24 protein-coding genes are annotated in these 22,172 nt (G+C 62.2%); 12 read left to right on the forward strand and 12 right to left on the reverse strand.

The genetic code is table 11. The features are described from left to right. Positions 1–73: 73 nt before the first annotated feature. Complete coding sequence (locus BMH52_RS17335; protein ID WP_073844456.1) at positions 74–1,261, forward strand: sugar transporter; 1,188 nt, start codon at positions 74–76, stop codon at positions 1,259–1,261. 22 nt (positions 1,262–1,283) lie between these two features. After that, the gene (locus tag BMH52_RS17340) at positions 1,284–1,844 is read left to right on the forward strand and encodes a hypothetical protein (protein WP_073844458.1); all 561 of its coding nucleotides are present in this window, start codon (positions 1,284–1,286) and stop codon (positions 1,842–1,844) included. Between the two features lie 64 nt (positions 1,845–1,908). On the opposite strand, the gene BMH52_RS17345 is transcribed toward BMH52_RS17340, so the two are convergent. The 3 genes from BMH52_RS17345 to BMH52_RS17355 all read right to left on the reverse strand — a co-directional run bounded on the left by BMH52_RS17345 (position 1,909) and on the right by BMH52_RS17355 (position 4,838). Next, positions 1,909–2,166, reverse strand: a complete 258-nt coding sequence (locus BMH52_RS17345; RefSeq protein ID WP_054917309.1) for a hypothetical protein — start codon at positions 2,164–2,166, stop codon at positions 1,909–1,911. Positions 2,167–2,531: 365 nt separating this feature from the next. Further along, complete coding sequence (locus BMH52_RS17350; RefSeq protein WP_073844460.1) at positions 2,532–3,731, reverse strand: NAD(P)/FAD-dependent oxidoreductase; 1,200 nt, start codon at positions 3,729–3,731, stop codon at positions 2,532–2,534. A 111-nt stretch (positions 3,732–3,842) separates the two neighbouring features. Further along, positions 3,843–4,838 (reverse strand): GlxA family transcriptional regulator, encoded by a 996-nt coding sequence (locus BMH52_RS17355; protein WP_014718850.1) that lies wholly within the window; start codon positions 4,836–4,838, stop codon positions 3,843–3,845. Positions 4,839–5,123: 285 nt separating this feature from the next. Between BMH52_RS17355 and BMH52_RS17365 the strand changes: the two genes are divergently transcribed. After that, positions 5,124–6,677: a DUF726 domain-containing protein gene (locus BMH52_RS17365; protein ID WP_072434020.1), complete on the forward strand. Its 1,554-nt coding sequence runs from the start codon at positions 5,124–5,126 to the stop codon at positions 6,675–6,677. 42 nt (positions 6,678–6,719) lie between these two features. Continuing rightward, complete coding sequence (locus BMH52_RS17370; RefSeq protein ID WP_003191984.1) at positions 6,720–8,039, forward strand: Nramp family divalent metal transporter; 1,320 nt, start codon at positions 6,720–6,722, stop codon at positions 8,037–8,039. A 76-nt stretch (positions 8,040–8,115) separates the two neighbouring features. On the opposite strand, the gene BMH52_RS17375 is transcribed toward BMH52_RS17370, so the two are convergent. Beyond that, positions 8,116–9,048 carry a LysR family transcriptional regulator gene (locus BMH52_RS17375; RefSeq protein ID WP_073844464.1) on the reverse strand — a complete coding sequence of 311 codons (933 nt, stop codon included), beginning with the start codon at positions 9,046–9,048 and terminating at the stop codon, positions 8,116–8,118. A 119-nt stretch (positions 9,049–9,167) separates the two neighbouring features. On the opposite strand from BMH52_RS17375, the gene BMH52_RS17380 reads away from it, so the two are divergent. The 6 genes from BMH52_RS17380 to BMH52_RS17405 all read left to right on the forward strand — a co-directional run bounded on the left by BMH52_RS17380 (position 9,168) and on the right by BMH52_RS17405 (position 12,497). Further along, a complete protein-coding gene (locus tag BMH52_RS17380; protein ID WP_014718846.1) occupies positions 9,168–9,656 on the forward strand; it encodes a DMT family transporter in 489 nt (162 codons plus the stop codon). A gap of 4 nt (positions 9,657–9,660) precedes the next feature. Next, positions 9,661–10,116, forward strand: a complete 456-nt coding sequence (locus BMH52_RS17385; protein ID WP_014718845.1) for a DMT family transporter — start codon at positions 9,661–9,663, stop codon at positions 10,114–10,116. Between the two features lie 88 nt (positions 10,117–10,204). Further along, on the forward strand, positions 10,205–10,375 hold the full coding sequence (locus BMH52_RS17390) for a putative metallothionein (protein ID WP_019816816.1): 171 nt from the start codon (positions 10,205–10,207) through the stop codon (positions 10,373–10,375). 114 nt (positions 10,376–10,489) lie between these two features. Beyond that, the gene (locus BMH52_RS17395) at positions 10,490–11,266 is read left to right on the forward strand and encodes a helix-turn-helix transcriptional regulator (RefSeq protein ID WP_019816817.1); all 777 of its coding nucleotides are present in this window, start codon (positions 10,490–10,492) and stop codon (positions 11,264–11,266) included. Positions 11,267–11,335: 69 nt separating this feature from the next. Next, on the forward strand, positions 11,336–11,509 hold the full coding sequence (locus BMH52_RS17400) for a DUF1427 family protein (protein ID WP_072434024.1): 174 nt from the start codon (positions 11,336–11,338) through the stop codon (positions 11,507–11,509). Positions 11,510–11,537: 28 nt separating this feature from the next. After that, positions 11,538–12,497 carry a zinc-binding alcohol dehydrogenase family protein gene (locus tag BMH52_RS17405; protein ID WP_072434025.1) on the forward strand — a complete coding sequence of 320 codons (960 nt, stop codon included), beginning with the start codon at positions 11,538–11,540 and terminating at the stop codon, positions 12,495–12,497. Between the two features lie 110 nt (positions 12,498–12,607). On the opposite strand, the gene BMH52_RS17410 is transcribed toward BMH52_RS17405, so the two are convergent. From BMH52_RS17410 to BMH52_RS17420, 3 genes are all read right to left on the reverse strand, one after another. After that, positions 12,608–13,639 (reverse strand): purine nucleoside permease, encoded by a 1,032-nt coding sequence (locus BMH52_RS17410; protein ID WP_060766981.1) that lies wholly within the window; start codon positions 13,637–13,639, stop codon positions 12,608–12,610. 14 nt (positions 13,640–13,653) lie between these two features. Then, positions 13,654–14,604, reverse strand: coding sequence for a nucleoside-specific channel-forming protein Tsx (locus tag BMH52_RS17415; RefSeq protein WP_072434026.1), 951 nt, complete (start codon positions 14,602–14,604; stop codon positions 13,654–13,656). Between the two features lie 178 nt (positions 14,605–14,782). Further along, positions 14,783–15,709 carry an AraC family transcriptional regulator gene (locus BMH52_RS17420; protein ID WP_073844466.1) on the reverse strand — a complete coding sequence of 309 codons (927 nt, stop codon included), beginning with the start codon at positions 15,707–15,709 and terminating at the stop codon, positions 14,783–14,785. 254 nt (positions 15,710–15,963) lie between these two features. Here BMH52_RS17420 and BMH52_RS17425 point away from each other — a divergent pair, with 254 nt between their 5' ends. Then, positions 15,964–16,737 (forward strand): L-iditol 2-dehydrogenase, encoded by a 774-nt coding sequence (locus BMH52_RS17425; protein ID WP_014718837.1) that lies wholly within the window; start codon positions 15,964–15,966, stop codon positions 16,735–16,737. Between the two features lie 217 nt (positions 16,738–16,954). Then, positions 16,955–17,602 carry an isochorismatase family protein gene (locus BMH52_RS17430; RefSeq protein WP_073844468.1) on the forward strand — a complete coding sequence of 216 codons (648 nt, stop codon included), beginning with the start codon at positions 16,955–16,957 and terminating at the stop codon, positions 17,600–17,602. Positions 17,603–17,605: 3 nt separating this feature from the next. On the opposite strand, the gene BMH52_RS17435 is transcribed toward BMH52_RS17430, so the two are convergent. From BMH52_RS17435 to BMH52_RS17455, 5 genes are read right to left on the reverse strand one after another with little or no spacing between them, the layout of a single operon-like run. Continuing rightward, a complete protein-coding gene (locus tag BMH52_RS17435) occupies positions 17,606–18,637 on the reverse strand; it encodes an ABC transporter substrate-binding protein (protein ID WP_014718835.1) in 1,032 nt (343 codons plus the stop codon). A gap of 13 nt (positions 18,638–18,650) precedes the next feature. Beyond that, on the reverse strand, positions 18,651–19,748 hold the full coding sequence (locus BMH52_RS17440; protein ID WP_014718834.1) for an FAD-binding oxidoreductase: 1,098 nt from the start codon (positions 19,746–19,748) through the stop codon (positions 18,651–18,653). Then, a complete protein-coding gene (locus BMH52_RS17445; protein ID WP_014718833.1) occupies positions 19,745–21,088 on the reverse strand; it encodes an FAD-dependent oxidoreductase in 1,344 nt (447 codons plus the stop codon). Before BMH52_RS17445 ends, BMH52_RS17440 begins: the two co-directional genes overlap by 4 nt. Then, on the reverse strand, positions 21,085–21,375 hold the full coding sequence (locus BMH52_RS17450; RefSeq protein WP_014718832.1) for a (2Fe-2S)-binding protein: 291 nt from the start codon (positions 21,373–21,375) through the stop codon (positions 21,085–21,087). Before BMH52_RS17450 ends, BMH52_RS17445 begins: the two co-directional genes overlap by 4 nt. Continuing rightward, positions 21,375–22,169, reverse strand: a complete 795-nt coding sequence (locus BMH52_RS17455; RefSeq protein ID WP_020303062.1) for an ABC transporter permease — start codon at positions 22,167–22,169, stop codon at positions 21,375–21,377. The genes BMH52_RS17450 and BMH52_RS17455 overlap by 1 nt, the downstream gene beginning before the upstream one ends. Between the last annotated feature and the right edge of the window lie 3 nt (positions 22,170–22,172).

Consider the following 22,172-nt stretch of genomic DNA (forward strand, 5'->3'; position numbering starts at 1 on the left):
ACCTATAGAATGCTCGGCGGCGGCGCTTGTCCTGGGTGGCCGCTTGATCACCGTCAGAGTACCGCGCCCGTCAATGAGCCTTTCAGCCGCAACCCCACAAGCCAATTGGCAACCGGTCATCGCCCTTGCGCTGGCCGCGTTTGTGTTCAATACCACCGAATTCGTCCCCGTCGGGCTGCTCAGCGCCATCGGCGCCAGCTTTGACATGCCCGTGGCCAGCGTCGGCCTGATGCTCACCATTTATGCGTGGATCGTGTCGCTGACCTCGCTGCCGGTGATGCTGCTGACCCGCAACGTCGAACGGCGCAAATTGTTGATTGTGCTGTTCGGTCTGTTTATCGCCAGCCATATTCTCTCCAGCGTGGCCACCAGCTTCGGCTTGCTGATGGTCAGTCGGGTCGGCATTGCCCTGGCCCATGCGTTGTTCTGGTCGATCACGGCTTCGCTGGCTGTACGCCTGGCGCCAGAGGGCAAGCAGGTGCAGGCCCTTGGTTTGCTGGCCACCGGCACGTCCCTGGCGATGGTACTGGGCATTCCGTTAGGCCGTCTGTTGGGCGAGGCCATGGGCTGGCGTACCACCTTTCTGGTGATCGCCGCGTTCGCCGCCGCCCTGGTGTTCTGGCTGGCGCGCACCTTGCCGCTGCTGCCCAGCCAGAACTCCGGCTCCCTGCGCAGCCTGCCGCTGCTGTTCAAGCGCCCGGCTCTGGTGGCGCTCTACGTGCTGACCGCAATGACCGTCACCGCGCAATTCACCGCCTACAGTTACATCGAACCCTTCGTCGAAGGCGTCGCCGGCCTGGGCGGCAGGGCCGTGACCCTGATTCTGCTGGTGTTCGGTGGTGCTGGCATCATCGGCTCGTTGTTGTTCAGCCTGGTGCATCGCTTCAACCCCCATCTGTTCGTGATCGGCGCAGTGTCTATCCTCGCCGCGTGCCTGGCGCTGATGCTGCCGTTGAGCGGCGCCGAGTCTTACCTGGTGGGGCTGAGTATTTTCTGGGGCATGGCGATCATGGGCTTTGGCCTGGCCATGCAGTCCAAGGTGCTGGTGCTGGCACCGGATGCCACGGATGTGGCCATGGCGATGTTTTCCGGGATCTACAACATTGGCATCGGCGGCGGCGCGTTGATGGGCAGCTGGGTGGGCAGCCACTTCGGCTTCGCCTGGATCGGCGCGGCGGGCGGTTTGCTGGCGGGGCTGGCGTTGGTGGGGTATTGCCTGGCGATTTGGCGGTTTGGGCAGGGTGTGCCGCTTAATAAATGAATTTCACAGGGATTGGTGATTGATGAAGTACTTGATCGTTGCATGTGTTCTGTTAGGGCTCAGTGGTTGCGTTACCAACCAGTTGCACTTCGCGGCGTACTCGACGGAGGCCGAGTTGGCGGCAATCAAAAGTAGTATTGTACAGGCCGACATCGTGCAAGTGACTGGCGCTGAAAAGTGTACGCGCTGCAAGGAGTCGAGCAAGCTTGTTTGGCATGCTGCTAATTACAATGTCGGCCTTTACGAGGGGTTCGCCAACGTTCCTGTTGACGACTGGACCGACTTCACCAAGCGTGCGGTGGGCGTTTCTCCCTCTTCGACACTCAAAACCAGCGTCGAGATCGACAGAGTCTTCGTCAAGACTTGGAACTCTCCTGACTATTACGCCTGTGAGGTTAGCCTGACGGTGGATATCGCCGGCACGAAATATGCCGGGCATTCCCGGCTCAAGTTGAAGCAGGCGGGGCAAAGCTTGATAGGTGACAAGCTTGCTGCCCTTAACGCGAAGGTATTGGATACTGTAGGCCTGACCGTTAAAGCAGCATATATGAATGCTTTGGCCAACTATCACAAGGTACGCTGAATAAATGCGGCTTTGCTGATTTGCTGAGTTTATAGAGGGCGACCGTAAGGTCGCCTGTTTTCGGTTACGACATCCTTGCCCTTAGCCTACGCCCGATCACATCCAGTAAATCGCAGCCGTCCCGCAATGGAATACTCAACAGCGACGCGAAGTCCTGCAGCACCACGGTATCGCTGCTGATTTCATCGCGAAGTGCCAGGTTTTCCAGAACTTGAGTGACTGCCCGAATACGAAAAACTGCTGCGTCATGCAAAGCATCAAGCGGCGCCTGAGTATCGATTAGCAGTGTAGGTATGGTGCAATCGGGGCCCGTTATGGGCATATACCGATCAGATGAGGTCATGGTTCTTGCTCCTATATCTAAGTGAGCCGTCACCTTCTGCCGCCAAGCAGAATTAGGGTGGCGGATTACGCAAGGTTGGCGGACCGGGGATATAGGACCCGGCACTTCCGAAGAAGTCCCTGCGCAACCCGCCATTGCACGAAATCACGGGCGCAAAAAAAGCGCCTGCAATCGTGTTGGGGGCGCCGTTGCGCCTATATCTGGTCGGACCGCCAAGTCCAATCGCAGCACTTGCTGCGAGTTGAAAGAGTAGCCTGCGCGATGCTCCATCGCAACCGGGAAGTGGATGACATCAAAAAAATGGATCGTTCACATCCTGTCATTGTAGTGAGCAACGCGAAGTTCTACGCCACCGGAATCAACGGATCCGCCGCCGCCAGTGCCACTGCTCTATCCGCCGCCGGTGGGTAGATCCACACGCTATTGATCTGCTGTTTGAGTTCCTTGGCTTCCTGGCCCACCAGCTTGAGCTGACGGTCCCAGCCTTCGGTGTACACCGCGCCCCAAGCGCCGAGGTCGAGGCAGGTCACGTATTTGGGTTGGCTGTAGGCCATGGGGGCCACGCCGATCAGATCGGCGGCGACGTTGTTGCCGGCGTAGCGGCCCAGGGCGATAGCGTGCTGGCAGGACATGGCAGCGAAGTTGCCCAGCGCGTCTGTGGCGGCGTAGGCCACGTCGCCAGCGGCGAAGATGGCAGCCTGGCCCTTGACCTTGAGGTGGGCGTCCACGTGCAGGCGGCCCTGGGGATCGCGGGTGCCCTCAACCTGTTCGGTCAGCGGGTTGGCGCGAAAGCCGATGGTCCAGATCACGGTGCTCGATTCAATCCGCTGCCCATCTGCCAGGGTCACGCCACCGGCATCCACCGAGGCGACCGAGGTGTTCAGTACCCATTCAATCCCCAGCTCGCGGCTGGCTTCGATGATAGAGGGGCGTATGCCGTCGCCCATCGACGCGGCAATCTGCGGCCCGCGGTCGACCACGATCACACGGATGTTGGCCGTCTCACCCAGTGCCGCACGCAGGCGCGCCGGCATTTCGGTGGCGGTCTCGATACCTGTAAAGCCGCCGCCGGCCACCACTACGGTATTGCGGGCCGGAGTGTCGGGCAGATTTTTGAGGGCCTTGATATGGGCCTCAAGGCGCGCGGCGTCTTCGATCTGATCCACATCGAACACATGCGCAATGCCGTCCATGTTTGGGCGGTTCAAGCGGCTGCCGGCAGCCACTACCAGGCGGTCGTAGCTGAGGGTGGCCGGGATGCCGGCCGCGTTGCGGTAGGTCACTTGCTTATTAGTGGCGTCGATGCTGTCGGCGGCGCCTTGCACAAAGGTCACGCCCACAGCGTCGAACAGCGCATCAAGCGGGGCCAGCATGGTATGCACATCGGGCTCGTAGAACCGCGGGCGGATACGCAGTTCTGCTTGGGGGGCGAGCAGGCTGATACGCACATCGTTGCGGTCGTGTTTATCCAATAGCCGAGCGGCGCTCAAGGCGCTCCACACGCCACCAAACCCAGCGCCGATGATCAGAATATGTTGTTTCATGGGGTTGCTCCAGAGACCAGGTAAGCCGCAAGGCATTGCCGGATCACTGTAAAAGCAGCAGGGTCTGTCCGAAAGGACAGATAACCCTGGATGACTGCCAGGTCAGTCGGCCTAGCGGGAAAAACGCTCGCGGTAGTCGCGCGGTGAGATGGCCAGCTGGCGGTGGAAGGTGCAGCGCATGCGTTCTTCGTCGCCAAACCCGCACAGCCCGGCGATCTGCTCGATGCTGCGCTGGGAGTCTTCAAGCATGCGGCGCGCCGCTTCCATGCGAAACAGTTCGATGGCCTTGGCCGGGGTGCGACCGGTTTTTTGCTTATAGACCCGGGCAAAATTGCGTGGGCTCATATGGCTCTGCGCGGCCAAGCGTTCGACGCTGAGGTCACTGTCGCGCAGGTTGTCGCTGATCCAGGCATGCAGCGCATCAAAGCCGGCGCTGTCGGCGGTTTGCGCTTGCAGCACCTGGCTGAACTGCGCCTGGCCACCGGGGCGCTTGAGGAACACCACCAGTTCGCGTGCCACTTGCAGCGCCACTTCGCGCCCGCAGTCGGCCTCCACCAGCGCGAGCGCCAGGTCGATCCCGGCACTGACGCCCGCCGAGGTCCACACCTGGCCCTGCTGCACGAAGATCGCGTCCACGTCCACCTCGATGCTCGGGAAGCGTTGCTTGAGCAGCTCGCACATGGCCCAATGCGTCGCCGCGCGGCGACCCTCCAGCAAGCCCGCCAACGCCAGCAAAAACGTGCCGCTGCACACCGACGCGGTACGTCGCGCCTGACCGGAGGCGTTGCGCAGCCAGTCCACCAGCGCAGTGTTGTCCAGCATGGCTTGCTCAATGGCGGGCGCGCCGGGTACCACAAGAGTGTCGATGGCGGCTGGGTCCAACTGCGCCAAAGCCACAGTGTCGACGCTCAAGCCTTCGGCGGTTGGCATCAGCCCGCCCGCCAGGCTGGCATTGTGCAGCACATAACCTTGCAAACCGCGTTCGGCCATGGCCTTGGTGGCGGCCCAGAACACCGTCTGCGCGCCGGTCAGGTCGAGCAAACCCATCTGCGGATACGTCAGGAACACCAAGGTGCGCGGTTGGGCCAATGGGGAGAGTAGGGTCATACGCTGGCCAGTTGCTCGATCTGGCTCAAGGTGCGCAAGTGTGCACCCATGCCCCTGGTAAATGGCTTGAGTTGTTCAACTTTGGACGTCATGACAGTGGTCTCCGGTAAAGGGGCAGGGCGCTGTTTTACCATGCCCCCCAGACAGTTTAAGCCGTCGCACAGCGTTTGGTCTTGGTTGAACAGTGTTTTGGCAAGGCCCTTCTGCGAATGTCGGTCAGGATTCACCTTGCTGGTCGGCTCTGTTTGTTACTATCGCCATCCTGTCACCCGGAGTCGCCGCCCTATGCAACACCAGTGGGATGAAATGCACCGCACCCGCAAGCCCACGTTCGTCCTGTGTGGCGAGCCCCAGGGGGATGTGCTCAATCTCTATGTTCACGGTTACTCGGCGTTCTTCAACCGCCAGCAACTGGGCAACTTCAAGCAGCAGTTGGCGGGTATCGAAGGTTCGACCAACTTGATGCTGTTCTGGCCGGCGGGGCATTTTCTGGAAAACCTGTTTGCACCGTTCAAGGACGTGCTCGCCTCGCTGCTCGGCGGTGGCGGCCTGGGCGCGGCGACGGTGGGCGTGGGCAAGGCTATTGCCTATTTTCTCGACCATTACAAAAGTGTCGAGGCACGGGTGGATGAAGTGGCCAAGACCTTGTTGCCCGAACTGGCCGGCTACCTGCACAACCAGGCGCTGCCGGTGCGGCGCATCAACCTGATCGGCCATTCCCTCGGCGCACGCATTCTGGTCAAGAGCCTGCTGGCCAGCCCCGAGATCGCTCGCGAACTGCCGTTGAATAACCTGTTGTTGATGGGTGGGGCGATCTGTACCTCGAGCCCCTGGGACGAGGTGTCGGCGCCGCTGAAGGGGCGGTTGATCAACTGCCATTCCAGCAAGGACTGGGCGCTGGCCATGAAGCCCGATACCGAGCGTTGCATCGGCCGCTATGCGATTGACGTGACGCCCGCGCTCAAGGCCAAGGTCACCAATGTGCACCTGGCCAGCTTCGATCATGCCGCCTATTGGCCGCAGTTGAAGACGGTGGTGCAGTACACCGATTTGCTGCAGGAACGGCGCGGCATGATCCGTGTGGACTCGCGCAGCAGTGACGTGCGGTTTGCCGAAGCAGACGTGGACCTGTACCCGGCGTTGGTGCAAGCGCGGCCGGAGGAGCTGAAGTTTCTTGCCGAACTGATGGCGCAAAAGCGCAGTGCCGCGATCGATGCCAGTGTGCGTGAGCCGTTGAAACTGGCCATTGAATTGCAGCGCATGGGCGGTGATAGCTTTATGAACCTGGCCCGTGGCCATGGCGTGGGCTATCGCCAGATTGCCGAAGATGTGGCGCAACGCCTGGGCATCAAGTTCGACCAACCACTTGAGCATGTGGCGCTTGCCGAGATCGAAGGGCAGGTCGCAGAAACACTGATCGAGCAGTACAAGGACAAACTCAGCCGCGCTGATCGTCAGGCGTTCGAGGCCGAGCTCAAGGCGGCGGCACAAAAAGAGCAGGGGTTGTTCAACCGCTTGGATGTGGGCCGTTCGGCTACCGCAGCCTTGAGCGGCACGGCGTTGGCCGGGCTGACCGGGTTTATCCTGCGGCGCGGTGCGGCCACGGCGATTCCGGTAGTGGGCCAGGCGCTGGCTGCGGCGATGTTGCTGGTCAGCGGCGTTCGGGCGTTTTCCGGCCCGGCGTATTCGATCACCACTTTGGCGGTACTGGTGGTCGGCGTGATCCGCCAACGCATGGAGCGCGAGGCGCTCAACCAGGAACTGGAGCTGGTGGTGCAAGTGGTGGAAGCGTTTGACCTGCCGCGAGACACGGTGATGCGCACCGTCGCCACCGACTGATAAGCTGCTGCCCAAGTCTTGTGTATTTGCCTGGAATACCGCGTGAAATTCAGCCTGCCGAAAATCGCCACCGCCCCGTTCTGCCCGCCGGAAGTGGCCGGCTCTGTCGCTGTTGATCCCAAGGCCTCGTTTTTTAAACGGGTGCTGATGTTCGCTGGCCCCGGCCTGTTGATCTCCATCGGCTATATGGACCCCGGCAACTGGGCAACGGCCATTGAGGCCGGTTCACGCTACGGCTATAGCCTGTTGTTTGTGGTGCTGCTGGCCAGCCTGGCGGGGATGGCGGTGCAATGCCTGTGTTCGCGGCTGGGCATCGCCACTGGCAAGGACCTGGCGCAACTGTGTCGTGAGCGCTACAGCCAGCGCTCTGCTCGTACCCAGTGGGTGTTGGCGGAAATCTCCATCATCGCCACAGACCTTGCCGAAGTGCTCGGCTGCGCCCTGGCGTTTCACCTGTTGCTGGGGGTGTCGCTGACCACCGGCATTGTCATCACTGCATTCGACACGCTGTTGATCCTGGCCCTGCAAAATCGCGGTTTTCGGCGCCTGGAAGCGATCATGCTAGCGCTGGTCGCCACCATCGGCGTGTGCTTTTTCATCGAACTGGTGCTGATCAAACCCTACTGGCCCGACGTGCTCAGCGGGTTCACCCCGTCACTGTCGGCCATCAGCGATGCGGCGCCGTTGTACCTGGCCATCGGCATCCTCGGTGCCACGGTCATGCCCCATAACCTCTACCTGCACACCTCTATCGTGCAGACCCGCCTGATCGGCAAGGACCTGGCGAGCAAGCAGGATGCAGTCAAGCTGGCGCGTATCGACACCATCGGCTCCCTGGCCTTGGCGCTGTTGGTCAACGCCGCGATCCTGGTGCTAGCCGCAGCGGCCTTCTACAAGACCGGCCATACCGATGTGGTGGAAATCCAGGACGCCTATCACCTGCTCGACCCCTTGGTCGGCGGTGCTTTCGCCAGCATCCTGTTCGGTATCGCCTTGCTGGCTTCGGGCCAGAGTTCGACCTTTACCGGCACCATCGCCGGGCAAGTGATTATGGAGGGTTACCTCAACCTGCGCATACCCTGCTGGCAGCGCCGCCTGATTACCCGTGGGCTGGCGCTGATCCCGGCGTTTCTCGGGGTATGGCTGATGGGTGACGATGCTATCGGCAAGCTGCTGATTCTCAGCCAGGTGGTACTGAGCCTGCAATTGCCCTTTGCGTTGTACCCGTTGATCCGCATGACCGGCGACAAGCAATTGATGGGGCCGTTCGTCAACCGGTTGCCCACGCGGCTGCTGGCGTGGTTTCTGTTCGCGGTGATCAGTGGGGCGAATGCGTGGTTGATCGGGCAGTGGTTGTTCTGAGCCAGGGTTGAGTCATGTGCTCTTTTTCTCAACCCGGCCTTCGAACAGTTTGCGCTCCGTCAGGGGGCGGTCACACTCACCGATCCCAATACGGCACCGTCCCAAAACACTCCACGAAATAGTCGATCACCGTGCGCACCTTCAGCGACAGCCTGCGGCTGCCCGGCCACAACGCAGCGATCTGTTGGGGCTCCAGGGTTGTCGCGACCTCGTACTCACTCAGCACCGCCTGCAAGGTACCGGCGCGCAGGCTTTCGCCAATCAGCCAGGACGGAAACACCACCAGGCCCAGGCCTTGTTCGGCGGCGTGGGTGAGGGTGTCGGCGTGGTTGCCGGTGATGGGGCCGCTGACGCTGTAGGCAGTCCAGTCGCCTTGGCCGCGGCGGAAGAACCAGCGCTGCTGACCGGTGATGCCTTTGTAGGCCAGGCAATGGTGGTGGGCCAGTTCGTCAGGGTGGCGCGGCCTGCCATGTTGGGCCAGGTAAGCAGGGCTGGCCGCGATGCGAAAGCGTTGCGGCGCGAAGATGCGCGCCTGCATGCCCGAGTCATTGAGCACGCCAATACGAAACAGCAGGTCGGTGCCATCTTGCAGCGGGTCGACGAAGGTGTCGGTTTGCTGGATATCCAACTGCAACTTCGGGTAGCGCCGGCACAGCGCTCCCAGCCAGGGTGCAAGGTGGCGCTGGCCGAACACCATGGGCGCGTTGATGCGCACCAGGCCGCTGGGCTCGCTGTCTTGCTCCTGCAGGGCCTGGTTCGCCGTCTCCAATTGCTCCAGTAGCAAGCGTGCGTGGCGGCCCAGCAGGCGGCCGGCTTCGGTGGGGCTGACGGCACGCGTATGGCGGTAGAGCAATTGCTGGCCGACGGCCTGTTCCATCAGTTGAATGTGCCGCGAAATGGAGGAGGGCGCCAGGCTTTCGCGGCGGGCCACTTCGGAAAAGCTGCCTTGGTCCAGCACGGCCACAAACAGGCGTAGCGCCTTGAAACTCAGTTCATTCAAGCCCTGCATCATCTCTCCAGGCTGTGCGTTTTACGCAAAGGTGTTGTCCGCATACTCCCATTTATCGCACAGCACGGCCACCGGATAATGCGCGCCATGTTTTTCCATTCTTGATACACAGGTGATGTATGCAGGCACGTTCCACCGAAGGCTTGGCGCAGGCCAGGCCGAGCAATAACCTTCTACGGCTGCTGCTGTTGCCGTTGGTAATTCTGGCGGGCATGGGCCTGTCGGTGGAGGCCGGATTGCTCGGGCCATTGGGCGCGCAGGTCGGGCATTTGTGGGCGACGTTGAGCATCTTTGGCGTTGGCACGGCGATTCTGTTTTTACTGCTGCTGTTCAGCGGCCCGCAAAAGGGCCCGGCATTCACGCAGCTGCCGCGCTGGCAGTTGATCGGCGGGTTTCTGGGGCCGATGTATGTAGTGGTGTTGACCCTGGCTACACCGCACATCGGCATCGCGATGACCATGATCGCGATTCTCTCGGGCCAGGTGGGCAAGAGTGTGTTGATCGACCACTTCGGCTGGTTCGGCACCGCGCGCAAACGGGTCAATGGCGAGCGCTGGATCGCGTTGGCGTTGATTGTGGCGGCACTGGTTCTGATTGCACGAGGCTAAGGCGATGAATCTGTTTATGTTGTTGGTGATGGTGATTGCGGCGGGGGCGGTGCTGAGTGTGCAGGCCGCTATCAATGGGCGTCTGGGCCAGACTGTGGGAGTGTTGCGCAGCAGTCTGTTGACTTTCGCGGTGGGCGCGCTGACCACGGCGTTGTTGATATTTTTCTTCGAGCCGGCCCAGGCCGTCAGCCTGCTGGAGGTGCCAAAGTGGCAATTGACCGGTGCCCTGTTTGGCGTGGTGTACATGATGGTGATGGTCGGCGCGGTGCCGGTGGTCGGTACGGCCGTCGCCACGGTGGCCGTGATTGTCGGGCAACTGGGCATGGGCATGTTGATCGACAACTTTGGCTGGCTGGGCAACCCGGCGATCGAGCTGTCGGGCAGTCGTATCCTCGCGATGCTGTTGCTCGCCCTGGCGTTGGTGTTCATGTACCGCAGTAATAGCCGCCGGGCCGACTGACGGCGCTGAACCATGCTTGCTTGCCCAGGGTCACTGCTTAAGGTGCGGCGCTCGCCGCATCGGACGACCATGAACAAGGAGTCTGACCATGCCAGATCAAACCTGTGCTTGCCCTCACTGCAAATGTGTCCTGGGCGCTGACGCAATAATGAAAGACGGCAAGGGCTATTGCTGCCAGGGCTGTGCCGAGCACCATGCTCACGGTGAACCCTGCGCGGCGGCGACGGGATGCGAATGCGCCAAGTCGGCCCACGGTTGACAGGATTGACCTGCAGGCCCGGGCACCCGGTGCCTGCAGGATGAGTAAAAACAGTTCGCTTGCCGGCGACCAGTCTTTACCATGGTCGCCCGTCCTTGTTTGATGTGTACCGCCATGGCCCTGGCCGCGCCCCCCGACCTTAGTGATCACGCCGTTCCCGTGCAGCCGTTGGCGCGTACCTACCCGCGTGGGTTGTACGTAGAACCGCACAGCCACGATTGGGGCCAGTTGCTCTACGCCATGAGCGGTGTGATGTGGGTCGAGACGCCCCGCGAAGCCCTGGTAGTGCCGCCCCAGCGTGCAGTGTGGTTGCCGCCGGGGGTGGAGCACGGGATCCGTGTGGTCTCCGATTTGCAGATGCGCAATATCTACCTGCGCCCGGCGTTGGCGGCGACGCTGGACAGCCAGGTGCAGGTCATCGAAGTGGGCCGCTTGTTGCGGGAGTTGATCGTGACCTTGGTCGAGCAGGGTGATCACGGTGATGCGGTTTACTATGACGCTGTGGTGGGCCTGGCTCTGTTGGAGTTGCAACGCGCACGGCGCTCGCCTATTCGCATCGCAATGCCGGTGGCGGCGGATCGTCGGCTGATCAATGCGTGCCAGGCGGTCATGGCTGCGCCTTCCCTGGACATCCCGTTCGAACAGCACGCCGAGGCAGCGGGCGCCAGCGTGCGCACCCTGGCGCGGCTGTTCCAGCAGCACCTGGGCATGGGGTTTGCCCAGTGGCGCCGTCAGGTGCAGTTGGCCACGGCGGCTGCGGAGTTGATCCAAGGCCAGTCGGTGAGCGGCATAGCGCGCACCCTGGGTTACTCGCCCAGCAGCTTCAGCGACATGTTCCGACGCGAATTGGGCGTGTCGCCGTCGCAGTACCGGAGTTGGCCGAAATCCTGAAGCACTTGGCCGATACCCACGGTAGGTGCGCCCTAGACTGAGCCCATCAATCCACCGGGCGCAGCCTTCATGAGCTATTTGATTTCCTTGGCCATCGGCCTGTTTGTCGGCGTGATCTACGGCGCGCTGGACTTCCGCTCGCCTGCACCGCCCGCTATCGCACTGGTCGGCCTGATGGGCATGCTGCTCGGCGAAAAGCTCTGGCCCATGGTGCGGCAGTTGGTCAGTGGTTGGTTGTCCTGATCCCTTTTCCCTTCCACGGATGCCCTCTATGAACGCACTGCAATTTACCGACACCGGCGACCTCGCCCACCTGCGCCTGGTGGAGGTGCCCATGCCGGTACCGTCTGCCGACGAAGTGTTGGTCAAGGTCAACGCGGCGGGCCTGAACCCCAGCGACGTCAAAAACGTGCTTGGCCGTTTCCCCTACACCACGCTGCCACGCATCCCTGGGCGTGACTTCGCAGGCGTGGTGGTGGAAGGCCCGCAGGCATTGCTCGGCCAGGAGGTTTGGGGCACCGGTCGTGACCTGGGGTTTTTCGCTGACGGTTCCCATGCCCAATACCTGCGCGTGTCAGCCAAGGGCGTAGCGCACAAACCCACGCACTTGAGCTTTGCCCAGGCGGCCAGCCTCGGTGTGCCCTTTACCACCGCCTGGGACGCCCTGGAGCGCAGCGGCGTTGGCAAGGGCACGCGCTTGCTGGTGATCGGCGCCAACGGCGCGGTCGGCAGTGCGGCGTTGGCGCTGGCGAAGATACGCGGTGCGCAGGTATTGGCGGCCGTGCGCAAGGCCGATCAGCTCGAGTTGTTACAGGCCCAAGGGCTGGAGGCGATTGCCTTGGGCAAGCCGGAGGAACTGGGCGCGCAAGTGCAGGCCGTGTTCAATGGCGGCGCCGACGTGATCTTTGACACTACCGGTTTCTGGCTGCCCGCCGCGGTGGCGGGGCTGGCACCGTTCGGCCGCATCGCCATCATCGCCGCCCCGGTTGACGGCCACGTGCAGTTACCGGCCCTGGCGCTGTACCGTAAGGGCGGGTCGGTGGTGGGGATCAACTCTTTGCTCTATAGCTGCGAACAATGCGCGGTGATGCTGGAGGCGTTTGGGCGCTTCTTTGATGAAGGCCTGTTGCCGCTGCCTACGGGGTTGCGTGAAGTGGCGTTGGTGGAGGGTGTTCAGTGCTATGCAGAAGTGAACAACGACAGCCCAGACAAAATCATTTTCCTGCCCTGATGGGATAGAAATGTGGGAGCGGGCTTGCTCGCGAATGCGGTGCATCAGTCACCTATATATCGACTGACACTCTGCATTCGCGAGCAAGCCCGCTCCCACAGTGTTGATCTTTATTCGGTTTCGGGAACGCCTTTTTCCCACGCCGACCAGTTCTTCACAATCGCCTGGACCAACGGGTTGCCCGTGCGGTACAGGTTTTCCAGCGCCGGTACAAACCCACCCTGATCGGCATACTTGAGCAGGTTGTCCACTTCGCTGTAGCCAGGGTAAGGCCGGTCAAAGTCAGAGCCTGCGCGCACCACGGCCAGACGCTGGATATCCACCAAGCCTTCGCGGCTGGCGCGCAGCAGCGCTTCGTAGGTGGAGTTGTCCTCCTGTTGGGTGGTGCAGTATTCGCCTTTGTTGTCGGTGAGCAACTGGGTCCAGACTTCGGCACGTTCGCTCAACCGCGTGCCGGAAAACCAAGTGTTGCCCGCCAGGGTGTCGCAGCGGGTGACTTGCGGCGGCTGGTTGGCCGGGGCGGCGGGGTAGTGTTTGCGCCAGGCGGCGGACTCTGTGCTTTCTGTCAGCTCCACCTTGTGCGACAAGGCAAACGCCTTGGCTTGCAGCTTTTGGTTGAGCTCAAACACTTCGGTCTTGTAGTCCAGCGGAGGTTTTTCGTTGGGCCCCTTGGTGTTGATCCCGATATAGCCCGTCGGCCAGTCCTTGGGCGCATCCCGTGAATCCAGCTCCCACTGCGTGCCGAACTCCACCAGGTAATGGGCCCAGGCGGCGGTACCGATGGTGCCGTGCTTGGGGTTGATGCCGGCGATCCCGGCGATCAGGAAGTAGCTCTGGCGCAGGTCGAACTTGGGCGACAAGGCCAGGGCCAGGGTAGATGCGGCAGCGTTGGTCTGGCCCATGCCGGTCACCAGCAGGCACACGTCCTGGTTGTTGCAGCGAATCACTGGATATTCGGCGGACAAGCCTGGAACGCGTACTTCTTGTTTAAGTTCGAGGCGGTCGATCCAGGTTTGCGCCTCGGGGGCAAACATGGTGATCAGCATCACCTTGGGTTTGATCGGTGCTGGGCTATCCGCCAGCACCATGTGGGGCAATAGGGCCAGGCCGACGGCCAGCGAGACACGGGTCAATGCGTTCATCTACAGCTCCTTGATCAGAATTGATAGCCCACGCCGGCGTAGTAACCCCAGCCGTCTGAGCGTGCGCGGAAGTTGCCTTCGCCGAAATTCAACTCGCTGCCGTCCTCCCAGTTGCCGCCGTTGTGAAAGTAACGGCCGACCAGGGTAAAGCGCAGATGGGTAAACGAGTACAGCAACACGTTGGTGGCCACCAGGGAATTGGCGGTGCGCGCCGGGTTGTCCTTGTGCAGGTCCGAGCCGAAATCGTAGTTGGTGAAACCGATGTAGGTCAGCGAGGCGCCGTTGTCGAACTTGCCGATGGGCACGATGTACTTCATCTGCGCTCGGTAGCCGTCCCAGGAATACTCATTGCTGGCGCCGTAGTTTTCCCACTGGTAGCGCCCGTAGAAATTGGCCGACAGGTTGACCCTCGAATGGGTGTCGATATCGGTACCCAGGCCGCTGTACAGGGTGTTGGCGCGGTTTTCCTTGCGGCTGCCGTGGTCGTAGATCCAGTCAAAGGCCACATACCATTCCTTGAATGGGCCAATTGCCAGGCTGCGTCCTGCGAGGTAGTCGATGGAGATCCGCGGTTCATGCTCCATGAACACCGGCGAGCCATGGTCCCACACACCTTTGTCATTACTGTTACCGATGGTGAGGATCTTCGGTACATCGATATAGCCGTACAACTCAAAGGGGCCCTTGCGCCCGAAGTACTCGTATTCCAGGTAGACGTCATCTTGAGGCTTGGGGCCGAAACTGATGTCTTTGCTGCCGATCAGCGTGAGGTCCTGGTTGAACCACTCGGACAGATACACGCCTTTTTTCGCCGGGGGGTTGGCTTCAGGGCTGAGGGTTTCGCCCTGTGCTGAGTCATCCACGGGCTTTTCCTGCGCCAAAATGGGTGCACTGAGTACTCCCGTAACGGCGGCCAGTAGCAACGAAACGCCAAGACCGGCACGAGGCTTTGAGGTGGGTTGCATTGAAAGTCCTTATTCTTACGCGGTTTAAACCCGATTCGACGGGGAGGAGTGAACTTGGCGGTCAAGTTCGTTCCGCAAACGTTTGCACAGGTTGTACCAACTTGGGTCAATGGCTTGAACTGTTTAGAAAAAAGAGCAATTAGCCGACGCTTTGGTCAGGAAAACACTGGGATTGATGTCATCCCGCAGAGGCGATGGGGCTGAACATCGGCAATCCGGCCTGCCGCCGGTACTCACTCGGCGTCTGGTGCATTTCGATACGAAAGTGGCGATTGAAATTGGACAGGTTGGCGTAGCCCACTTCAAAGCAGATGTCCGCCACTGACATCTGGCTGTGCAACAACAAGCGGCAGGCACGCAGCACGCGGAACTTGCGCATCAGGTCGATAAAGCCGTGGCCGGTGTTGCGTTTGAAAAACCGCGAAAAGCCAGGTTCGCTCATGTCCAGCTGCCGGGCGATGTCCGACAGGCGTACATCGCCGGTCAGTTCCCGCATCAGGTAGTCAAGCGCCTTGTTGATACGTTCGGCGCTGCGCGCATCCAGGGTCGGTGCGTAGCACGGGCTGGCCAGGGTCTTGGCCTGTGAGGGCGGGGCGTTCTTCAGCGTATCGAGCAGTTGCAGAAATAGGGTCAGGCGTTGCAGACCATGGGCATTGCCGATGGCCTCCATCAGCCTGGCGGCGTGTGTGGCGGTTGCTCCGGTGAATTCGAGGCCGCGTCGCGCCTGTTCAAACAACGCCTGTAACTCGCCCAGTTCCGGCAGGGTGGTGCGCAGAGCGAGCAGGGCGGCGCCGTCGAATTGGAGCACCACATCACGCCCGTGCAGGTATTCGCCGGGGGCCAGGTCGCCGATCCAGTCGTGAGGCAGGTCAGGGCCGATCAGTGCGACATGCCCTGCGCTGAACGCACCGATATAGTCGCCCGCCACCAGCTTGCCGCTGCCTTGGCGGATCAGGTGGATTTCGAATTCAGGGTGGTGGTTCCAGCGTGCCAGTTCATAGGGATAGTCATGTTCGAACCAGCGAAAACCATGTTCCGGTTCGGTCAGGATCACCTCAAGCTCCGCAGGGCGATGCTCGAACAGGGTGGCGGGGCTGACGGGCATGATGCTGCCTCTTGTGGTGGTGCAATTTTCCCAAAATACCCGCACTGGCAATCGGTGCGCTAGCCCCGGTTTCGCCTGAGGCTGATACTTTTTTGATCCTGTGCCTCAGGTTAAAAAAGTATCAGCCGCGCATTCGCCAGCCGTTTGTGAGGCGGCAGGCCAAGCTGCTGTAATCGAGGCTCAACAACAAAGGTCGGCAAGCTGTTCTCGGCGGTGTTCACCGGCTACCGGCAATAACCTTCACAGGAGCCCCCATGAAACGACTCGAAAGTAAAAGCGCGCTGATCACCGGATCGGCGCGAGGCATTGGCCGTGCGTTCGCCCAAGCCTACATCGCTGAAGGCGCCACCGTGGCCATCGCCGACATCAACCTGCAACAGGCCCAGGCCACCGCCGCCGAACTGGGGCCCCAGGCTTACGCCGTGGCGATGGACGTCACCGACCAAGCCTCCATCGACGCGGCGATCGCCACAGTGGTGAGCCACGCTGGCAAGCTCGATATCCTGATCAACAACGCCGCCCTGTTCGACCTGGCCCCCATCGTCGACATCACCCGCGACAGCTTTGAACGGCTGTTCTCGATCAACGTCGCCGGCACGCTGTTCACTCTGCAGGCCGCAGCCCGACAGATGATCAGCCAAGGGCATGGCGGCAAGATCATCAACATGGCCAGCCAGGCCGGGCGGCGAGGCGAGCCGTTGGTGGCGGTTTATTGTGCGAGCAAGGCGGCGGTGATCAGCCTGACGCAATCGGCGGGGTTGAACCTGATCAAGCAGGGCATCAATGTCAATGCCATCGCCCCCGGTGTGGTGGACGGCGAGCATTGGGACGCAGTGGATGCGTTGTTCGCCAGGCATGAAGGGCTGGCGCCTGGCGAGAAGAAAAAGCGCGTAGGGGATGAGGTGCCGTTTGGGCGGATGGGCACGGCTGAAGACCTGACCGGCATGGCGATCTTCCTGGCGTCGACGGACGCCGACTATGTGGTGGCCCAGACCTATAACGTCGATGGCGGCAATTGGATGAACTAGCGGTTGACGCTGATTTAACTGTGGGAGCTGGCTTGCCTGCGATAGCGTTGGTGGATTCACTCGCCTCATCGCAGGCAAGCCCCACCTTTGAACTTCAGCGTTCTTGAGAATAGGGTAAGTCAGCAACGCATCGATCCCCGCAGTAAACTGTCCCATACTTCAAGATTTCTACGCTCGCCCGGAGGCGGTCGTACGTGCAGACCACCCGAGAACGACCATGAGCCTTTCGAAAGCTGCCATCGCTTCATTCGACGTCGACGCCCAGAAGAGCTTCACGCCTTTGTGTCCCAACGAGTTGCCAGTGGCCGGTGGCGACGGCATTGGTGCCGAACTCAATTACATGGCCAGTCTCGCCGGCCACCGCATCGGCAGCAAGGACGCCCACACCCCCCACGCACTCTGGGTGGTCGGGCAGCACAGCGAGATGCTGCAACCCACCGGCCTGGCCCATGCCGATGTGACCTGGGTCAGCCACTGCGTGCCCGGCACCGAAGGGTTCACCCTGCTCGATGAGTTGCCCACCCCCTATGACTACGACTACTTCATCTGGAAAGGGGTCGAGCCCGACCTGCACCCCTACGGCGCCTGTTACCACGACCTGCACGACAAACTGTCCACCGGCGTCATCGAGTACCTCAAGGCCCACGGCGTGGCCCGCGTGATCGTCGGCGGCCTGGCGCTGGACTATTGCGTCAAGACTACCGCGTTGCAATTGCTCAAGGCCGGCTTGCAAGTGATCCTGCATTTGCCGGCGTGCCGAGGCATCAGCGAGGAGGGCGGTGTACAGGCTGTCGACGAATTGCTCAAGGCCGGTGCATACATCAGTCGCACCCGCGAAGAACTGGCCCTGATTGCGCAGGGCTGAGCCTCAACGCTCAATCGACCGACTCCACCGCGCATTCCACTGCGGCCGTGCCTGGTTGACCTGGTCCCAATCAATCGAAATGGCGGTTTGCAGATAACTCTGCATGGCCTCCACCCGCGCGCGGGTTTTGTCGGTGGTGGGGGTGGTCGGGTTCGACGGGATCTGGTCACCTTCTTCCAACGCCGGCGCCTGGGCCTCGGCAGTCAGCAAGAACGCTGCGAGCTTCTGCGCCAGTTCCGGCTGGTCATTGCGGGCGATCACGCATTCGGCCACGTTGAGCACCACCGCACCTTCTTTGGGCTGCGCGTACTCCATCGGTATGCCGAGCAGCTTTTGCGTGGCGACCTGGGTCGGGGTCAGGGGGAAGATCGCGGCCTCGTCGGTCTGCACCATCTCGGAGATCTTTGCGGAGCTGGCGATGTATTCCAGCACGTTGGGGCCCACGGTCGTAGGCCAGGCCTTGAAACCCGGTTCCACATTGCTTTCATCGCCACCCTGGATGCGGTTGAACATCAGGAAACCATGCAGGCCGAAGGTCGAGGAGGCCAGGGACTGGAACACCACTTTGTCCTTGAAACGCGGGTCGGCCAGGTCCATCCATGAGGTGGGCGCGGCCCAGCCTTTGTCCTTGAACATCTTGGCGTTGTAGCCAAGGCCGGTGACGCCCAGGGTCACGGCCACGGCTTCGTCCTTGATTCGGGCCTTGGCCGGGATCTGTTCCAGTGGCGGGCTCGGCGCGAGCTTGTCGCACAGGCCCATGGAGATGGCGCGGTACATGATGCCGTCGTCGAGGAACATCACATGCATCTGCGGGTTGGCCTGGTTGGCCTGGACCTTGGCAAGAATGTCCGATGAGGTGCCGGGTACGATCACGACCTTGGCGTTATTGGCCTTTTCGAAGGCGGGCAGCACCTTGTCGGCGTACACCCGTTCCATGGTACCGCCGTTCATGCCCAGGTACAGCGTGGGGGCGGCATGGGCCGTGCTGGTGAGCAAGGCGAGGGACAAGCAGGACAACGCGAGACGTGATTGCATGGGGTTTTTCCTCTCAGGCTTGGAAACGACGGATGGAAAACGCTTCGATGGGTTGGCGGCTGGCGCCGTCGCAGACGATCTCTGCCAGGGCTTCACCAACCGCGGGGCCGAGCTGGAACCCGGCGCCGGCAAAGCCGAAGCCGTGGAGCAGGCCGGGTTGGGTACTGCTGGGGCCGATCACCGGTTCGTGGTCGGGCAGGTAACCTTCGGTGCCGCTCCAGGTGCGAATGGCCTGGGCTCCCTGTAGAAACGGGTAGAGTTCGCCGGCATTGCGCAGGATCTCCAGCACCGCCGCCTGGCCCGGCCGGGCTTGCTGTGGGCCGAGGGCAAAGCCGCGCCCGCCGCCGAGGATGCAATTGCCACGGGCGACTTGCCGGGCATAGATGCCGCCGCCCTCGACGCCGGTGCTGACGGTCATCACTCCCCGCAGCGGCTCGGTGACCAGCATTGCCGGGTGCGCCGAGATAATCGGCACCGGCTCGCCCAATTGCGCGGCGACCTTGCCAGCCCAGGCGCCGGCGCAGTTGAGCAGCCAGGGCGCTTGCAAGTGCAGGCCGTTGGCGCAGTGCACCTGGAACAGTCGGCTGTCGTGCGCGATGCGGATCACCTCGGCTTGCTCGTACACCGCAGCGCCATGGCGTTGGGCGGCACGGGCAAAGGCTGGGGACACCAGCCGCGGGTTGGCATGCCCATCATCCGGGCACAACGAGGCGCCCACTGCCACGTCGCCCACCCAGGGAAAACGCTTGCGCAACTCGCTGCGGTCCAACAGCTGCAAGCCCAGGCCAAAGCCACGGGTCTGATCGGCGTAGGCTTGCAGTGCGGCAAAATCCCCGGGGCTGCGCGCCAGCTTCAAATGCCCGCAGCGCACGTATTCACCCTCAATACCAATCAACCCAGGCAGGTCGGCCCACAGTTGGTGAGCGCGCTGGGACAGCGGTAACTGATGCAAGGGCCGCCCCTGGCGCCGCACGCCGCCGTAATTGACGCCGCTTGAGTGCGAGCCACAAAAATCCCGTTCTACCAGTGCCACCCGCTGGCCTTTTTGCGCGAGCACCAAGGCCGCCGAAGCCCCGACGATGCCACCCCCCAAGACGATGACGTCGATCATGGCTGCACCTGCACGCCAAACGGCAGCGGCTTGATCGGCGCCTGGCCACGCAAACGCCCGATCTGTGGGAGGTCGCGGCCGCTGCGCTCTGCTACGATTTCCGCCGCCGCCAACCCGCACATGCGCCCTTGGCAGCGGCCCATGCCGACGCGGCAATGGGCTTTGACCCGGTTAATTTCCCAGTGGCCTTCATCCACCACGGCGCGCACCTCGCCGACGCTGACCTCTTCGCAGCGGCACAGGACCAGTTCGTCCGGCGCCTGCGCGGCCCAGTGCTCGGGGAAGGGGAACGCGGTTTCCAGGCCCTGGCGAAAGCGCTGGATACGCGCCAACTGCCGCTCCAGTGTGGCCCGGCGGTGCGGGTCGACCGCGACGCCGGTATCTTCCAGCAACGCCAGCGCGGCACATTCGCCGGCCATTTGCGCGGCATCGGCGCCCATGATCCCGGCGCCGTCGCCCGCCAGGTACACCCCTTCGACACTGCTGCGCCCGGCGCTGTCACGTTGCGGCAGCCAGGCGCGATTGAGCGGGTTCCAGGCAAACTCACAGCCGAGCAGATCGGCCAATTGCGTTTCGCTGCGCAGGGCATGGGCGAAGGCCACCGCATCGCATGGCAGGGTCTGTTCGCCGAAGCGAATGCCACGCACCCGTTGGTCGCCGTCGATCTGCTTGAGCATTGCGCCCTGATGCACGGCAATCCCGTGGGCGGTCAGCCAGGCGCGGTAATACATGCCTTTGGCCAGGGTCGCCGGTTGCCTGAGCAGCGCTGGCAAGGCCCGGCATTGGGCGCTCAGCGGCGCACTGTCAAGCACCGCCAGCACCTTGGCACCGGCCTTTGCGTATTGGTACGCGACTAAATAGAGCAGCGGCCCGGAGCCACAAAACACCACGCGTTCGCCAATAGCGCAACCTTGGTACTTCAAGGCGATTTGTGCCGCGCCCAGGCTGTAGACACCGGGCAATGTCCAGCCCGGCACAGGCAGGATGCGGTCGGTGGCGCCGGTGGCGACTATCACCTGCGCGTATTCGAGGCTGTCGGCGCGCCCGTTATTGAGCATGTCCAGGCGACCGTCCTCGGCGTTCCACACCAAGGTATCGGGCCGATAGTCGATCAAGGCTGCCAGTTCATCCATGGTGCGGTGCACGGCTTGGGCCTTGCGCGCTTCAAACCCGTAGACCTGCCTGGCGGTGCGTTGAAACCCTGGAGGTTGGCGCCGATAAATCTGCCCGCCACCGCGCGGGCTCTCATCCACCAGGCAAGGTGTGATGCCGTGGTCGAGCAACGTGCGCGCCGCGCTGATCCCCGCCGGGCCTGCACCCACAATCACCACCGGCTTCATGGCTGGCGCCCCGGGTCACGGCTGATCGCCTGGCCGTCTTCAAGCAGGGTCGAACAGGCGCGCACCCGCCGCCCATCGGCCAGCCGCACCCAACAATCCTGGCACGCACCCATCAGGCAAAACCCGGCGCGGCGCTCGGCGCTGAAATCGCTGCCGCGCAGGTGCTCGGCACAGGTCAGCATGGCGGTCAGCAGGGTGTCGCCGAGCAGCCCCGTGGCGGGTTGGCCGTCGAGGGTAAAGGCCAGGGCAGGGCGTTGGGTTTCGCTCAGTCGCTTGAACAAGGCCATCAGTGTTTCCCCACCAGTACGCGGTCCAGGCCGTAGACCCGGTCGAGCACAATCATGGTCGCTGCCGTCAGTGCGATGACCAGCGCCGAAACGGCCGCCATCATCGGGTCGATGGACTCGGTGGCGTACACGTACATGCGCACCGGCAGGGTTTGCGTGGCCGGCGAGCTGACGAAAATCGACAGGGTCACTTCATCGAAACTGTTGATGAACGCCAGCAACCACCCACCGGCCACGCCAGGCAAAATCATTGGCAAGGTGATCTGCCGGAACAGCGTAAAGCGCCCGGCGCCGAGGGATTCGGCGGCCTGCTCGGCACTGCGATCAATGCCGATGGCCGCCGCCAATACCAGGCGCAACACATAGGGGGTGATGATCACCACGTGCGCGAGCATCAGCCAGGTAAAGCTGCCGTTTACGCCCATCAGCGCAAACAGGCGCAGCATGGCCACCCCCAGCACCAGGTGCGGAATGATGATGGGCGACAGGAACAGCGCGCTGAAAAAATTGCGCCCCGGGAACGCATAGCGACTGATCGCCAAGGCCGCCGGCACCGCAATCAGGGTCGCCAGCGTGGCGGCGGTGAAGGCCAGGATCAGGCTGTTGTAGAACGCCTGGATAAAGTCAGCGCGTTCGAACACTGCGCGAAACCAGCGCAGGGAGAAGCCCGACGTGGGCAGGCTCAAGGTGTTCTCTGGCGTGAATGCCACCAGGCACACCACCACCAGCGGCGCCATCATGAACAGCACCACCGCTGCATGGAAACCGAGGGCCAACGGACCGTTTCTGGACATGCG

Origin of the sequence: Pseudomonas sp. BTN1, from assembly GCF_001907715.1 — a bacterium.
Lineage (GTDB): Bacteria > Pseudomonadota > Gammaproteobacteria > Pseudomonadales > Pseudomonadaceae > Aquipseudomonas > Aquipseudomonas paracarnis.

Bases quoted from the DNA above. Each gene is read 5' to 3' on its own strand.
- BMH52_RS17335 (WP_073844456.1), top strand. From the start codon at position 74: ATGAGCCTTTCAGCCGCAACCCCACAAGCCAATTGGCAACCGGTCATC.
- BMH52_RS17340 (WP_073844458.1), top strand. From the start codon at position 1,284: ATGAAGTACTTGATCGTTGCATGTGTTCTGTTAGGGCTCAGTGGTTGC.
- BMH52_RS17345 (WP_054917309.1), bottom strand. From the start codon at position 2,166: ATGCCCATAACGGGCCCCGATTGCACCATACCTACACTGCTAATCGAT.
- BMH52_RS17350 (WP_073844460.1), bottom strand. From the start codon at position 3,731: ATGAAACAACATATTCTGATCATCGGCGCTGGGTTTGGTGGCGTGTGG.
- BMH52_RS17355 (WP_014718850.1), bottom strand. From the start codon at position 4,838: ATGACCCTACTCTCCCCATTGGCCCAACCGCGCACCTTGGTGTTCCTG.
- BMH52_RS17365 (WP_072434020.1), top strand. From the start codon at position 5,124: ATGCAACACCAGTGGGATGAAATGCACCGCACCCGCAAGCCCACGTTC.
- BMH52_RS17375 (WP_073844464.1), bottom strand. From the start codon at position 9,048: ATGCAGGGCTTGAATGAACTGAGTTTCAAGGCGCTACGCCTGTTTGTG.
- BMH52_RS17380 (WP_014718846.1), top strand. From the start codon at position 9,168: ATGCAGGCACGTTCCACCGAAGGCTTGGCGCAGGCCAGGCCGAGCAAT.
- BMH52_RS17385 (WP_014718845.1), top strand. From the start codon at position 9,661: ATGAATCTGTTTATGTTGTTGGTGATGGTGATTGCGGCGGGGGCGGTG.
- BMH52_RS17390 (WP_019816816.1), top strand. From the start codon at position 10,205: ATGCCAGATCAAACCTGTGCTTGCCCTCACTGCAAATGTGTCCTGGGC.
- BMH52_RS17395 (WP_019816817.1), top strand. From the start codon at position 10,490: ATGGCCCTGGCCGCGCCCCCCGACCTTAGTGATCACGCCGTTCCCGTG.
- BMH52_RS17400 (WP_072434024.1), top strand. From the start codon at position 11,336: ATGAGCTATTTGATTTCCTTGGCCATCGGCCTGTTTGTCGGCGTGATC.
- BMH52_RS17405 (WP_072434025.1), top strand. From the start codon at position 11,538: ATGAACGCACTGCAATTTACCGACACCGGCGACCTCGCCCACCTGCGC.
- BMH52_RS17410 (WP_060766981.1), bottom strand. From the start codon at position 13,639: ATGAACGCATTGACCCGTGTCTCGCTGGCCGTCGGCCTGGCCCTATTG.
- BMH52_RS17415 (WP_072434026.1), bottom strand. From the start codon at position 14,604: ATGCAACCCACCTCAAAGCCTCGTGCCGGTCTTGGCGTTTCGTTGCTA.
- BMH52_RS17420 (WP_073844466.1), bottom strand. From the start codon at position 15,709: ATGCCCGTCAGCCCCGCCACCCTGTTCGAGCATCGCCCTGCGGAGCTT.
- BMH52_RS17425 (WP_014718837.1), top strand. From the start codon at position 15,964: ATGAAACGACTCGAAAGTAAAAGCGCGCTGATCACCGGATCGGCGCGA.
- BMH52_RS17430 (WP_073844468.1), top strand. From the start codon at position 16,955: ATGAGCCTTTCGAAAGCTGCCATCGCTTCATTCGACGTCGACGCCCAG.
- BMH52_RS17435 (WP_014718835.1), bottom strand. From the start codon at position 18,637: ATGCAATCACGTCTCGCGTTGTCCTGCTTGTCCCTCGCCTTGCTCACC.
- BMH52_RS17440 (WP_014718834.1), bottom strand. From the start codon at position 19,748: ATGATCGACGTCATCGTCTTGGGGGGTGGCATCGTCGGGGCTTCGGCG.
- BMH52_RS17445 (WP_014718833.1), bottom strand. From the start codon at position 21,088: ATGAAGCCGGTGGTGATTGTGGGTGCAGGCCCGGCGGGGATCAGCGCG.
- BMH52_RS17450 (WP_014718832.1), bottom strand. From the start codon at position 21,375: ATGGCCTTGTTCAAGCGACTGAGCGAAACCCAACGCCCTGCCCTGGCC.
- BMH52_RS17455 (WP_020303062.1), bottom strand. From the start codon at position 22,169: ATGTCCAGAAACGGTCCGTTGGCCCTCGGTTTCCATGCAGCGGTGGTG.